At 48.1% G+C, this 14,114-nt stretch carries 14 protein-coding genes; 3 read left to right on the plus strand and 11 right to left on the minus strand.

Features of this window, described 5'->3' with window-relative positions:
* Nucleotides 1-19: 19 nt before the first annotated feature.
* The 6 genes from QL234_RS18735 to QL234_RS18760 all read right to left on the minus strand — a co-directional run bounded on the left by QL234_RS18735 (nt 20) and on the right by QL234_RS18760 (nt 3,661).
* Nucleotides 20-982, minus strand: a complete 963-nt coding sequence (locus QL234_RS18735; protein ID WP_281559317.1) for a GyrI-like domain-containing protein — start codon at nt 980-982, stop codon at nt 20-22.
* Nucleotides 983-1,011: 29 nt separating this feature from the next.
* Nucleotides 1,012-1,389: a DUF1801 domain-containing protein gene (locus QL234_RS18740; protein WP_281559318.1), complete on the minus strand. Its 378-nt coding sequence runs from the start codon at nt 1,387-1,389 to the stop codon at nt 1,012-1,014.
* A gap of 12 nt (nt 1,390-1,401) precedes the next feature.
* On the minus strand, nt 1,402-1,827 hold the full coding sequence (locus QL234_RS18745) for an MAPEG family protein (protein ID WP_281559319.1): 426 nt from the start codon (nt 1,825-1,827) through the stop codon (nt 1,402-1,404).
* Nucleotides 1,817-2,338: a GrpB family protein gene (locus QL234_RS18750; RefSeq protein ID WP_281559320.1), complete on the minus strand. Its 522-nt coding sequence runs from the start codon at nt 2,336-2,338 to the stop codon at nt 1,817-1,819. Before QL234_RS18750 ends, QL234_RS18745 begins: the two co-directional genes overlap by 11 nt.
* On the minus strand, nt 2,331-3,125 hold the full coding sequence (locus QL234_RS18755) for an alpha/beta hydrolase-fold protein (protein WP_281559321.1): 795 nt from the start codon (nt 3,123-3,125) through the stop codon (nt 2,331-2,333). The genes QL234_RS18750 and QL234_RS18755 overlap by 8 nt, the downstream gene beginning before the upstream one ends.
* A 104-nt stretch (nt 3,126-3,229) precedes the next feature.
* The gene (locus QL234_RS18760) at nt 3,230-3,661 is read right to left on the minus strand and encodes an acetyltransferase (RefSeq protein ID WP_281559322.1); all 432 of its coding nucleotides are present in this window, start codon (nt 3,659-3,661) and stop codon (nt 3,230-3,232) included.
* 379 nt (nt 3,662-4,040) lie between these two features.
* Here QL234_RS18760 and QL234_RS18765 point away from each other — a divergent pair, with 379 nt between their 5' ends.
* The 3 genes from QL234_RS18765 (at nt 4,041) to QL234_RS18775 (ending at nt 7,613) form a co-directional block, all read left to right on the plus strand.
* Nucleotides 4,041-4,754 (plus strand): pirin family protein, encoded by a 714-nt coding sequence (locus QL234_RS18765; RefSeq protein ID WP_281559323.1) that lies wholly within the window; start codon nt 4,041-4,043, stop codon nt 4,752-4,754.
* Nucleotides 4,755-5,328: 574 nt separating this feature from the next.
* Nucleotides 5,329-6,291: a glutathione S-transferase family protein gene (locus QL234_RS18770; RefSeq protein WP_281559324.1), complete on the plus strand. Its 963-nt coding sequence runs from the start codon at nt 5,329-5,331 to the stop codon at nt 6,289-6,291.
* A 323-nt stretch (nt 6,292-6,614) separates the two neighbouring features.
* A complete protein-coding gene (locus QL234_RS18775) occupies nt 6,615-7,613 on the plus strand; it encodes a LysR family transcriptional regulator (RefSeq protein ID WP_281559325.1) in 999 nt (332 codons plus the stop codon).
* 57 nt (nt 7,614-7,670) lie between these two features.
* On the opposite strand, the gene QL234_RS18780 is transcribed toward QL234_RS18775, so the two are convergent.
* The 5 genes from QL234_RS18780 to hppD all read right to left on the minus strand — a co-directional run bounded on the left by QL234_RS18780 (nt 7,671) and on the right by hppD (nt 14,026).
* The gene (locus tag QL234_RS18780) at nt 7,671-8,792 is read right to left on the minus strand and encodes an alanine--glyoxylate aminotransferase family protein (RefSeq protein ID WP_281559326.1); all 1,122 of its coding nucleotides are present in this window, start codon (nt 8,790-8,792) and stop codon (nt 7,671-7,673) included.
* A gap of 253 nt (nt 8,793-9,045) precedes the next feature.
* Complete coding sequence (locus QL234_RS18785) at nt 9,046-11,001, minus strand: multicopper oxidase family protein (protein ID WP_281559327.1); 1,956 nt, start codon at nt 10,999-11,001, stop codon at nt 9,046-9,048.
* Nucleotides 11,002-11,104: 103 nt separating this feature from the next.
* On the minus strand, nt 11,105-11,347 hold the full coding sequence (locus tag QL234_RS18790) for a DUF2783 domain-containing protein (RefSeq protein WP_281559328.1): 243 nt from the start codon (nt 11,345-11,347) through the stop codon (nt 11,105-11,107).
* Entirely contained in the window at nt 11,344-12,975 is a 1,632-nt protein-coding gene (locus tag QL234_RS18795; protein ID WP_281559329.1) for an FAD-dependent oxidoreductase, read from the minus strand. The genes QL234_RS18790 and QL234_RS18795 overlap by 4 nt, the downstream gene beginning before the upstream one ends.
* A gap of 25 nt (nt 12,976-13,000) precedes the next feature.
* Nucleotides 13,001-14,026 (minus strand): 4-hydroxyphenylpyruvate dioxygenase, encoded by a 1,026-nt coding sequence (hppD, locus tag QL234_RS18800; RefSeq protein ID WP_281559330.1) that lies wholly within the window; start codon nt 14,024-14,026, stop codon nt 13,001-13,003.
* Between the last annotated feature and the right edge of the window lie 88 nt (nt 14,027-14,114).

The raw sequence follows: 14,114 nt of genomic DNA on the forward strand, positions 1-14,114 counted from the left end.
TTTATCTATAAACCCTAAATTATATCGGAGTTACCGGAATATATATTTTGATAACATGCTTGTTTTGCGGGTGCTGGTTGGGGTCGTTCAGGTACTCCTCAAAGGCGCACCTGTCATCCGGCATATAACCGCTGCCCGGCAGCCAGTCACTGTAGAGTATATCCCAGGCCTGCTGATATTCGTCGGCGTCAATTTCAAAGTGGGCGCTGGCGTACTTACCGCTGGGCAAGACAGAGGTGCCGATATCGCCGTCGGATTTGCTGCCGGGAGGCACAGAAATACAGACATCGGATTTAAACTTTTCGAAATCCGTGATCTTTAAGGCGTCGCGAAACACGGTAAAAAACCGGGTGCCGGGGCAGCTGACCAGATCACGGGCGGCCCCCCAGGTCATTAATTTTTCAAACAGCTGCGCCCATTTTTTCTGCTGGCCTTTAAAAGGCCCGATATGGCGCAGATAAGCCAGCTGAACCTCAGGCAAGTCACTGACTTCTATGGTGACATTTTTTCTTGTTAACATATCTAAATTCCACTGTTTTTGATTGGTTTCAGGGTCAATATACAGGGAAGATATGCTGTTCTTTTGCCAGTGTTTGCTTTGTACTTTGCAATTCTTGCTAAATCGCTGCTCCGGTGTTTTACGCCAGGCGGTGGCACTGATGGCAAAATATTCTTTAAAGGTGCGGGCGAAAGAAGCCGAGTTGCTGAAACCGCAGTCCAGGGCGATGGCGGTTACGGATTTTTGTTTTTGGTATTTCAGCTGATGGGCAGCTTTTTCTATGCGGATGCGCTGGATATATTTATACAGGGACTCGCCGACGATAGCTTTAAAAATACGGTGAAAATGAAAGGGAGAAAAATTGGCAATACCGGCTAAGATTTCCAGGTTTTGTTCGCTGGCGTAATGCCGCTCCAGATGATCCAATACCGTATTGATCCTGCGCTTATATTCATTAGTTTGCTTGATGTTTTTGCTTTCCATGATCTGATCTATTGACGTACAGGCAGGGGTTAACAGCCGATATTTTTGCCTGCCTGGTGTAATGCTATTGCTTTACTGATAAAAGCCTGAATCTGGGTACTTGCAACAGGTACAGACTTTTTGAACCGGATACAGCCTTTGCCGAGATCTAAACCGGCCAATAACTCTCCCTGCTCATCGATGGCGCTGATGTTGCCGACGTAAAGGCTGACATAATGTTTTTGTGCATTCAGGTGAAACAAGCTGCCGCTGTGGTCGCTGTAACTGAGCATTTTATACGCTATGCCTTCGTTTAAAAAAGGAGCCGAGGTTTTAATCAGCTTCCTGAGCTGCTCCAGGGTATCGCGGCGCCAGTCGTCGGCTAAGGCCGCGATATATTGTTCGGGGGTCGTGACATCGTATTGCATACCTGCTCCAGTTTAAAAGGCTTGAAATAAAATGCTGCCGGCGATAAAGGAGGTTAACAAAATCAATAAGATGCAACCAAAAGTAAATACCTTTTTCCTGTGGGGCACATAGTTGGAGCCGGTATGGATCACGGCGTGGGCGATGCGGCTAAAGACAAACGCCCAGGCAATCAGCTGGACATAAAGGTTAGTGAATTCCATGGCCCAGAGGATAAATGTCAGCACATAGAAGAGTACCGGCAGTTCGAACTGGTTGCGGATGCAGTTATTGATCTGGCGGACATTGTCGGGCCAGGCATCGTCATGTAAGGCTCGTCTTGCCTTGTCGACCTGACCCTGCTGTATCGCTTTCGCCTTGGTTTTGGCAAGGCGGATATATAAGACAAACACGATGGCGATATTGACTAATACAGGTAAAAATATCAGATTATTTTGCATGTGATCCCTCTTTAATCTTGGTTAACAACGCCTGGATAAAAGGCCATTTGTTTTGGGTATATAGCTCGCGGTCCTGCTTGTGCTCCCGGGCGAGTTTCCTTTTTAATTCGCAATATGCTTCTGCATCTTGCGGGCGATTACGTAAATGGTCGCGAAATGCCAGGCGCTCAAGCCATAATGGGCTGTTAAAAGGCACCAGGTGCAGATGGTGGGTGCGGATCTCCGGTGTCGGCTTGCAAAACCAGTGCATTACGTCGCTCTTGTAAGGATAATAGCAATAACCGTTGGCGGATAAGATCTCTATTGCCCTTTGGGACTCTGCCAGGCCTTTTACTCCGAGCATAATATCTATTACCGGCTTGGCCGCCAGTCCCGGGACCGAAGTACTGCCGACATGCTCAATGCTGCCGGTGATAAACTGCGGCAACAGCCCGGATAAAAAGTTTTTTTCTGCCGTGAACATAGCGGGCCAGTCGGGATTATATTCGCTGATGATGACATCTTCACTCATGGTCTTCCCCGGGGACTGCACTGGTTTCTTTATTCCCGGCAAATAACCACAGCAGGGATTCTTTTAATAATTGCGCGCCGTGGATCAGGTTGTGTGCCTGGTTGCCAAATTCAAAGTGATAGTGATAATCCTTAAAGTGCAGGGCCGCCGCCATTTGTTTGTTGCCCAGGGCCCAGTTGCCGTAACGGGTATCGAGATCATGGCTGCCGCTTTGGAAATACATCTTGATCGGCTTCGGTGCCTCATTCCTGATCAGATAGGGGTATTTGCCGCCGCCGCGGATATCGACAAAACTGCCGCAATGGCTCAGTACCTTGCCAAAAGTATCGCTGCGGAACCAGGCCACCGACCAGGCGCAAATGCCGCCCGAGCTGAAACCGGCAATCACGCGGTTTTCGGGATCTTTGGTTATGTTCAGTCCGGCAAGCGCCTGTGGCAGTAGTTCATTAATCAGGAAGCGGCTGTACTGGTCGCTGACGGTATCATATTCGAAGCTGCGCTGGCTGTCGGGATGGTGTTCCGCCTTGGTTGGTGCGATCACTTCTCCGGGGTTGACGAAGATACAAACCGTGGGAGGGATCTCGTTGGCGGCGATCATTGCATCCATGACCGCCGGTACCTGCATGGGCTTCTTGCTGTCGAGATAACTTTCGCCATCCTGGAATACCATCAGGTTGGCGGGAGACTCAGACGAATATTGCTCAGGGATATAGAGCCAGTAATCCCGGGTGGTACCGGCATAAATGTCACTTAAAAATGTCTGCCGGGTTAAGGCGCCTGTTTTCATATCTTTGCTCTTGCATCTATCAGCCATTTTTATTGGCTATAACTTAGCACAAGTCCCCGTTTTCAGGCGGGAAAACTTGTTCCACTTAACTGACATTATCACCGCTACAGCGACAGGTGCAATAAAGGGAAAGGTTTTCCCTGTCCGTCCAGCGGGGAGCGGCCGGTTACTTTAAAGCCGAGCTTTTGATAGAAAGCCAGCGCCTGCGGGTTCTGCTCGTTGACATCGACCTTAGTGGCAGCCAATTCTTCAATGGCATAACGGGTGAGTGTTTTGCCTACCCCTTGTCCCCGGTTAGCGGGCAGCACAAATAACATTTCGATATTGCCCTCGGCAACCCCGAGAAAACCCAGGATAGTATTGCTGCCGTCTTTAATGCATCTCAAAGTTACCGCATCGAGGTAGTCATTTAAAATTAGCGGCTTTAAAAATTGAATATCGGCTTCGCTTAGAAAGTCATGAGTGGCTCTTACCGAGGCCTCCCATAAGTCCACCAGTTCCTGATGATCTTCTTTTGCTACTGCTTGTATTTTCATAAGGGCTCCAATAAAGCTTGTTGCTTTATGCTGATGTTTATACGGGAAGGTTTTGTTGTGGCTGTTTTTCAATGGTAAGGTTAACAGCTTCTCTATTTGAATGTCGATAAGCTCATGATCTTTAAATGTAAATAACCTTGTCCTCTGGATTTGTTCAAATTATTAGAACACTTCAATCAGTTATTCGCTGTTTTTCCGCTCAGGCAAATCCCTACAATAATGCCAGATCCCGACAATGCTATTGGAGCGGAACCCTTAAGCACAGTTAAGTGCAGGCCTTTGCAGGGCTCATTTCACCAAAGGGCAATAGCAAAAAACACATTTTAGCGAATCAGTTGCGCCAATTCAGGTACTGCTCGCCAGTCACAAGGAAATAAAGATGATCACGCATTATGCTTATAACCGTTTAGGTAAAGCCAATCATGGCTGGCTTAAATCCAGCCATCATTTCAGCTTTGCCAATTATTATAATCCCAGACGCATGGGCTTTGGCACCTTACGTGTAGTGAATGACGACTGGGTACAACCGGGAACCGGCTTTGGTTCGCATCCGCATAAAAATATGGAGATCATCAGTTATATCCGCACCGGTGCCATCAGCCACCAGGACAGCACAGGCAATAAGGGCACGGTACAGGCCGGTGAAATTCAGGTGATGAGTGCCGGACGGGGCATAGTGCATTCGGAATATAACCTGACCAAGACGCCGCTGACTTTCTATCAGATCTGGATAGAAACCGACAGTTACAACGTTCAGCCAAGGTGGGACAGTAAAGTCTTTCCAACTAAGGCGGTGTCTACCGAGTTACAGCTCCTGGTTTCCGGCTACCCGGAAGATAAGGGAGATGCCCTGTTTATCCATCAAAAAGCGCGGATTTTTGGCGGCAAGCTGACCAAAGGGGTGAAGTTTGAACATACCATCAACCACCAGGCATATATTCTGGCTTCTGACGGTAGTTTTGAAATCCAGGACAGCACCTCAAAGAGCATCATGAACAAGGGTGACGGCGCCGAAGTAAGCAAAAGTAAAACCGTGACTATCACCGCCCTGAGTAATTGTGAAGTTGTACTGATTGACGCACCCGAGCATTAATCTCTTCTTGTATTAACAACAGAGAACCGGTTGTTCAGCCCGGCCGGTTTTATGTCTTTGTCTGTTTGCCTGTCCGCCTGAGTTATCTTTCAACAATACTGTTTTAAAACAATTACATTAATTAACAAACATTTATGTTAGCTTGATTTACTGCTGGCCGTGAATAGTTTGTTGTTATTTAAATCCATTAATATCAATAAATTAATTGTGGTTTTATCTTAAGTGTCAGTTATTAAGCATTATTCAGATATTCAGAACACTTCGAACAGATTTTTGCGGTGTTTTCATTTTGTCCTGCTCATTAGAATGGTGATCTGACTAAAAAGATAATCAGGAATAGCGATAGCCGGGCGGTGCTGATTTTCACTGCCTTGCTGGCGATATTCTGCTTGATGTGGCCTCGCCGGGCTTGTGTCGGCTGCTGTGAGGCTATGGCTGGTTTATTGTCCATCAACAGCCGTGGAAAAGGTTTGTTGAAGACGGATTTGTTTTGCTCCGGCAAGCAAAGCCAATTGTTTGAACAATTGATTAGCGAAGACATTTATATAAAAACTATATTCGGGGAGAAAATACGATGGGATTATTGGTCAAAGGTAAGTGGGTGGATAAATGGTACGATACCGAGAGCAATGCAGGTGAATTTAAACGCGGCGCCAGCATGTTCCGCAATTGGCTGACTGCAGATGGCGCTCCCGGCCCCACCGGCAGCGGCGGATTCCAGGCAGAAAAAGGCCGTTATCATTTATATATCTCCCTGGCCTGTCCATGGGCGCACCGGACCTTGATTTTTCTTAAGCTTAAAGGCTTGGAAGATTATATCGATGTTACTGTGGTCGATGCGGTGATGCTGGAGAACGGTTGGGAAGTGAATGATCCCCTTTATGATGCCAGCTATATGTACCAGTTATATTTAAAAGCCGCCGGCGACTACGAAGGCCGGGTAACTGTGCCTGTGCTGTGGGATAAGAAAAACGCCACTATCGTCAGTAATGAATCGTCAGATATCATCCGCATGTTTAACAGCGCCTTTAACCACCTGACCGGCAATGAAGACGATTATTATCCGCAAGCATTGCAGGAAAAAATCGACCAGATTAACGACCGTGTTTATGAAGAAATCAATAACGGTGTTTACCGTGCCGGTTTTGCCACCACGCAACAGGCCTATGAATCGGCTTATTACCAGCTTGGAGATGCCCTTGAGTGGGTGGAAAGCATTTTATCCAGCCAGCGTTATCTGACCGGTGACAAAGTGACCGAGGCCGACTGGCGCTTGTTTACGACCCTGATCCGTTTTGATGCGGTTTATCACGGCCACTTTAAATGCAACAAGAAAAAGTTGTCGGAATATCCTGCCATTACCGGTTATATCCGCGAGTTATACCAATGGCCGGGTGTCGAGCTGACGGTGAATTTTGAGCATATTAAAACCCATTATTATGCCAGCCACCTGATGATCAACCCGACCGGCGTCGTGCCTTTAGGACCGGAGCAAGACTTTAATCTGCCCCACGGCCGCGACAAAATCGCCTTTTAACTGTCGCCTTTAAATCATCACGGATTAATGGCGAATACCGGGTGTAACAACGCGCCCGGTAAAAGTTTAAAAAATTAATCAAGCCGGTATCCGGCTTAGCCTGGAAACTCCAGTGCTTATGCTTCCCGGAAATCATATGGATATGATCGCCGGATAACGAAATCAGTTATCCCGGCTCCCGGCAAGGAAGTTCACTGCTATTAGCTGACTGCTAAGGCCTTGCCGTTTCTTGTTTATCCATCTTGTGCCCGAGTGAAAATACCGGTTAAATTTTATTTCCCTGAAATTTAAGCACCAGGGAAATCCTTGTAAATTAGGTTAGTATGCTGAAAACAACACTCGAACAATGGCGTATGTTCCGTGCGGTGGTGGAAAATCATGGTTTTTATCAGGCGGGTAATGCCATCAATAAAAGCCAGTCCACCATTCACTATGCGGTACAGAAACTGGAAAAGTCATTGGATGTTAAGCTGATTGAAGTGGTGGGCCGGAAAACCCGGTTAACCAATGCCGGTGAATTATTGCTGCGCCAGGCCAGCCATGTGCTGGATGAAGCCCATAAACTTGAGGCCATAGGGCAGAGTTTAACCCAGGACAGCGAGCGGCAGCTTAAAATTGCCGTGGATGAGGTTTTTCCCCAGAAAGTCCTCTATAACATTCTCCAGGATTTATCGGCGCAATTTCCCCTGCTGCGCATTGAACTGATGGAAACCGTGCTCACCGGCTCGCTTGAGTTGCTGGAAAGCGGGCAAGTGGATATCTGTATTTCTTCCACCTCGCCCAATTACGGCTTTAGCGAGCAGCTGTGCATGATAGAGTTTATTGCCGTCGCCCATAAAGATCATGTGCTGCACCAAAGCGGGCAGCCGTTGACTTTTGAAACCCTGAAAGACCATCACCAGATAGTGGTCAGGGATTCTGGGGAGCATGCCGACTATAATGACGGCTGGCTCGGCTCGGAGCAGCGTTGGACCGTGAGCCATATGCGTACCTCTATCGATATGATCAGTAACGGTTTTGGTTTTGCCTGGTTGCCAATGACGGAAATCAGCGAACAGTTAACCCAGGGGCTGCTAAAACCCCTGCGTTTAGGGCAGAGTGCCAGCCGTCTGGCCCAGCTGTATTTATTATTAAATGAGGCCACTATCCTGGGGCCTGCCGGGCGCAGTTTTATCAGTGCCGTGCGCTATCATAGCAAGCAGCTGGCACAGCAAAATGGCAGACAGTTGTTTATTCCAGGCACTGAGAGGGAAGAAAAGCTGGTGCAGCAGCATAAGGCTGTAGAACTGCTGGAAGAAGCTGAGATAATGGCGTTGGTTTAAAGGGGGGTTAATTGAGGCTCATTTGAGCCTCAATCAGTATGTTTGCCGGGCAGAAAATTACTTGGCCAAAGCGCTTTTCAGTGCCGTCAGGCACAAGGCAACATTTTCTTCGCGGGCGGCATAACCCATCAGGCCGATACGCCAGGCTTTACCGGCGAAAATACCTAAACCGGCACCGATTTCCAGGTTGTAATCGTTAAGCAACTTACCCCTGACTTCGGCGTCATCGACACCGGCCGGGATCACTACGGTATTTAACTGCGGCAACCGGTAGGCTTCATCAACGATAAACTCTATGCCTAACTCGGTTAAGCCTTTTTTCAGCAGTTCATGCTGGTCTTTATGGCGCTGCCAGGCATTTTCCAGGCCTTCCTGTTTTAACAACAATAAAGACTCGTGCAGGGCATACATGGCATTGACCGGTGCGGTATGGTGATAGGTACGTTTACCTTCGCCGCCCCAGTAATTCATGACCAGCGACTGATCCAGGAACCAGCTCGGTACTTTGGTTTTACGAGACTTAAGCTTTTCTACCGCTTTCGGGCTAAAGCTGACCGGCGAGATACCGGGAACGCAGGAAAGACATTTCTGGCTGCCGGAATAGACGGCATCTATGCCCCAGTCATCCACTCTTAATTCGACGCCGCCAAGGGAGGTGACCGCATCCACAATAGATAAGGCACCGTTATCGCGGGCGATCTGACATAAGGCTTTGGCATCGGATAAAACGCCGGTAGAGGTTTCCGCATGGACAAAAGCCAGGCAGGCGACATCCGGGTGCTCACTGAAGGCTTTTTTCACTTTCTCGATATCAACCGGCTTGCCCCAGTCGTCATTGACAACAATGGCGGTAGCGCCGATGCGCTCGACATTTTCCACCATACGGGTGCCGAACACGCCGTTGACACAAACGATAACTTTTTCACCCGGCTCAATCAGGTTGACAAAGCAGGTTTCCATGCCGGCAGAGCCCGGGGCCGATACCGGCATGGTTAATTCATTTTCTGTCTGGAAAGCGTATTTTAACAGGGCTTTAAGCTCGTCCATCATAGCAACGAACTCGGGATCTAAATGCCCTATAGTCGGGCGGCTCAGGGCAGATAACACCCGGGGTGAAACATCGCTTGGACCCGGGCCCATCAAAGTGCGCGGTGTCGGGTGAAAGGAAGTAAAATTCATAACAACTCTCTTTAATAAAAGGGTTCATTTAATACCAAACGAAATAATTAATTGACCACCTTAAATGGTCTAAACACTCAACTTCTTCGTTGCGCTCAATCCCAATAGCTGGCTATTGCTCAATCCCGCGCCTTGAACTTGAATGTTTATCCTCATTGAATCCAGATCAATTATTTATTACGTTTGGTATAATTCAAAGAAAAGGAGGGGAAAACCCCTCCTTTTTCGTTAACCTTACGTGCTTGGCACCAGGTTATTTAATTTCAACTTTTTCCATCATACCACGATCTTCGTGATCGAGAATGTGGCAATGCATCACGAAGGAACCTTTGAAGTCTTCATAGCGGGTACGGATTTCCACAACCGCGTCTTCAGGATCCTGACCGGCATCGGCAGGCCATACCAGCATAGTATCACGCCAGTAACGGTCGATGATATTGCCGCTGTCATCCCGGGTGATTACTTCGAACGGATTTACATGGATGTGGTACGGGTGGAAATAAAACAGTGAGCTTAACTTCCAGGTTTGTGCGGTACCATATTTCAACTCGCGTACATCAGCAGGGTCAAAGGTTTTGCCGTTGATGGTGAAGTCGAAGTTGGCGCCGACAAACTGGGCTTCATCACTCGGGTCTACACCTTCTTTAGGGTTGATATTAAATACTGAGTATTCAATTTCATCGCTTAATTCGCTGTCTTCAATCTGTCTTGGACGGGTCAGTTGTTTCAGCTGCTTATTGCGCGGCAGACGCATGCGGTGACGTTCGCCGGTAACCGTTACCCGGGCCAGGATATTCTGGGCGGACTCGTCTAAAGTGAACTCTTCGGTTTCGCGGTTTTTGTGACAGTAGCTGGCCGGTAATTCGGTCGCGCCTTCAACTGAGGCATCGATCAGGTAATAAACACCACGACGTCTGGGTTTAACCATTACATCTGAGCGGTAACCCGGGGCAATAAAGGCACCCTTGTCGTCGGATAAACGTTTTTTACGGAACGGAATACCGTCGGCCGCCAACTGCACTAAAGGCACGTTGTATTGGCTGTCACAGGCATTAACCAGCTGCAGGTTCATATATTCACGGATACCGGCGTGAACAAAACGCCATAATTCCGTGCTGCCCGGTTGCATGATGATCTCTGGCATCACCTGGCCGTTGATTGAAGTATGCCAGCCGTTAGCCCAGCCTTCCGGGTGCCATTTTTCAACGAAATAGTTTTCGTTGTCTTCGATTTCACCTTTTTCATCAAAGGCCATGGTTTGCAGCATCATGATGCGCTCTTTTGCCTGAGCGATTTGCGGTACTTCATCGTAGTCGCCGCGTACGATAATGGTGCCGTGAACACCACTGGCAACCTGTACCGTAGTGGAACCGTGAACATGGGCGTGGTACCAGAAAGTACCGGCGGCATGATCTTCAGGAATATGGATTTCGTAGTCGAATGACTCGCCGCCTTCAAGTTTCACGAAAACATTGTCACTTTTCCCGTTCGGGTCAACATGTAAGCCGTGGGTGTGCAAGTTGGTGGTATTAAAGGCATGTGGTGTGGTGTGATCGCAATGGGCGTTAGGATCGCTCATATCACATTCCATTCTGTGGGTTTCCGGCGGCAATAAATTGTTCAAGCGGATTTTTAAGGTATCGCCCGGTTTAACCACAAAGGTTGGTCCCACCAATTCTCCGCCGTAACCGCGCAAGTGCAGGTCTTTAGTGACCTGTTTGCCTTGCTGTAAGGTTTGGAATTTATGAGTGCCGTATTGTACGTTCAGATCATATTTTAAATCGCCTGACTCATCGGAAGTCACTTCCTTTGGATTAGCAAAAGCCGGGTGATCATAGTTAGTCGGGTAACCGAAGGTGCTGTTTTTATTGACAGCGTCGATATGGTTTTTTAACTCAGCGATATCTTTTTCTGAAATATCGGCGGTTAACTGATCCAGCAGCTGATCGTCAACTTCATTACCTACCTGTTGCAGGGAGTTTTTGTTGCGGATATGGCGTGGATTATAAAAGTTATACGGGAAGTAGTAAGCACCGTTACCTTTCTCTTTTAACTCGATATTGAGTTTTTGCTGTTCTGTGGTTAATGCTTTTTTTACTACTTTATGCTGGGTTTTATGCCCGTGTTCAGTATGAAAAGCCAAAGTACTGCCTGAAGTGCCGATAAACGCCGTAGCGATCAACGAACTCAGAAATAACTTCTTACTCATCTTATTTCCTTAATTATGGTGGTCCGTAGTTTTCGTAGTTATACACAGGCCGGTGATGATAAATATCAGCACCAGCCCGGTTATTCTCTTGTTGTTATTAGGGTTATTCTTTTAGTGGAGCTACCAATGAAAAAGCCCTGGATTCGTCCAGATATGCCTGTATCTGCTCAAGCTCGGGAACGTGCTTAAGCATCAGCAATATCAGGCTGGAATTCAGTCGTGCCGACTGCTCTTCGGTTAAGCCTTCATGGCTGGCAATCAAGCGGGCATAAACCTCGTCCCAGTCATGTGTTGCTTCATTGGCGGGGTTTTCATTGTTCATCACATTTTCATCCTGGTGCTTCATTTCAGGCATCCTGCAAATGTTGATTGGATCTTCTCTTTATCCCAGCTGAGCCAGCGGCCGGCGATAAAGTCATCGGGGCGGATCAGGTAGGTTGTACCCTGTTCGCTGCTCTCATTGCCAAGGTAACGCTGAGCCATGAAACCGTCCTGGTCAAGCAGGTGCTGAATACGTTTGTCACCACTTTGCTGTTTTTGTTTCGAAACAATAAGCAAACGCAGGCTTTGATCGATTTCGGTTAATAAATCAAAGTCTTTTAGCTGCTGCTCACTTGGCTCGCCAAAGTGTATCAGGGCGAAGTTGCCTGCCAATTGTTCCAACAGCCAGGCAGGGCCTGTGGCTGTGGTGATGGCGGCATCAAGTGCTACCTGGCCGGGTAAGATACCGCCGGTCATGGTATCGCTGTCGCCGTTCAACGAAGAATTCAGGTGATCTGTGGCGGTAGATAAACGGCCGCTGTTGATCATCTGCTTGGCGCTGTGATGGGTTTTTGCCAGGGTCAGTACCGCATCCCTAAAACGGAAGCTTTGCTTTGACTTAGGGGTAATAAAGTCGGTGCTGCGGCTTGATTCCTGCAGGTTTTTCATGGCGCCGGTATGGCGTTCTTCGCTGTAGCTCTCCAGCAGGGCATCAGTGGCCTGGCCGTTAATGACCCGGGCCAGTTTCCAGCTGAGGTTGTCGGTATCCTGGAAACCGCTGTTGGCGCCGCGGGCGCCAAAAGGAGAAACCCTGTGGGCGGCATCACCGATAAAGAGGGTGCGGCCATGTTTGAACTTGCTCATCTGGCGACATTCAAAGGTATAAACACTGACCCACTTAAGTTCGAATTTGGCATCGTCGCCGAGCATTTTATATAAACGCTGTTTGACTCTTTCTTCTTCGACTTCCACTTCCGGATCGCTGTCCCAGCCGAGCTGGAAATCAATACGCCAGATATTATCCGGTTGCTTGTGCAGCAGTACCGAGTGGCCTTCGTGGAAGCTGGGTGAAAACCAGAAATGCCTTTCCGGGGCATAATCGGCTTCCATCACCGCATCAACGATCAGGAAGCGATCTTTAAATTCGCGACCGTCAAAGTCCAGGTTCATGGCTTTGCGGATCGGGCTGTGGGCGCCGTCTGCTGCCACCATGTATTGGGCATTTAACTGGTACTCGCCTTCGGGATCTTCAAGGTTAAGTGTTACCCCTTGCTCATCCTGCTGGTGGGAAAGCAGCTTGGTGCCCCAGCGGATATCCAGGCAGGGTAACTGCTGCGCCCTTTTGACCAGGTAATCTTCAACATGGTATTGCTGCAGGTTCACGTATGCGGGGCGTTTCAGACCCTGCTCCGGTTGCAGGTTTTTGGCGTCGATCATTTCACCGCCAAAGTAAGTGCGGCTGATAGACCATTGGGTGCCATGTTCGGTGATCTGATCGCCGACCCCCAACTTATCGAAGATTTCCAAAGATCTTTTGGAAAAGGTCACCGCCCGGGAGCCCCGGCCGACCTTGGTTTTCTGGTCGATTAATACCACATTGATATCGCGTTGAGCCAGGTCGACGGCCAGGGCGAGTCCTATCGGACCCGCACCGACAACGACCACAGGGTAGCTGCTTTGCTGACTCTTAGCGCGTTGGGTAAACTCTCTCATTTTACTACTTCCATTTTAATGAAACTTAGGCAAGCAAACCGCGCTTGCGTTGGTCGAGTTCAACCGCTTCGAACAGGGCTTTAACATTGCCTTCGCCAAATCCTTCATTACCTTTACGGTGGATAAGTTCGAAGAAAATAGGGCCGATTAAGGATTCGGTAAACACCTGCAACAAGATAGCGTTTTTGTCGTATCTGTCGTTATCGATCAAGATGTTGTGCTTTCTTAATTCTTCAACATTTTCACCGTGACCCGGGATGCGGCCGTCGATAAGGTCATAATAGCTGTCAGGTGTCTTCATAAAGTTGATTTCATTATCCACCAGGCGGCTTACGCTGTAAGGCATGCTGGAAGATTTGAAGGCGATATGCTGAACACCGTCGCCGTTATTGGCTTGGATAAACTCTGAAATTTGCGAGCCGTCTTCAAAGTCTTCGTTAAGCACGATTTTGATATTGCCGCATTGAGAAGCGGTCGGGTTACAACGGAAAGACGTTTGCTTGCCCTGAATGATAAAGTCAGAGGTTTCAACGAAATCAAACACGTTGAAATAAAACTCACGCCAGGCTTCAAGATTACCTTTGCGGGCGTTTACCGCGATGTGGTCAATGTTGAGCAGGCAGTAATCCGGGCGGAATAATTCAGACGGCTGCATGTCGAAATGAATGGTTTTGAATTCATTCCAGCTGTTTTCCGAGAAAGTGCGCACTAAGACATTGCCGGGTCCGATGATTGAAGGCAATGTGATGCCGGTTTTGGCTTCCCGTGCGGTAAAGGTCTGGTAACCCAGGGCTGCCGCTTTGTCCATGATGGTATCGTCTTGCATTTGTAAGCCAAGAGAAACGATTGACGGTCCGTGTTCGGCACAATGCTCGGCTGCATAACCTGTTCTTTCACAGTTGGCGATAAAGGTAATGTCGCCTTGCTCGAATAAGAAGATGTTTTTTGTTTTATGCTTGCCGGAATAGTTAAGCCCCAAGCGACCAAAAGCACGTAATAATTCGCCTGCTTCTGCGGCACAAAACTCAATAAATTTAATTTGATTTTTCACGTAATACTCCCTGTGTAATGATAACTCTCGATGAAGTGAGCCAGAATTGATGATAGTGAAGCTGTTTTGTTACATCGTTGTTAACATT

Origin of the sequence: Thalassomonas sp. RHCl1, from assembly GCF_947387555.1 — a bacterium.
Taxonomy (GTDB): domain Bacteria; phylum Pseudomonadota; class Gammaproteobacteria; order Enterobacterales; family Alteromonadaceae; genus Thalassomonas.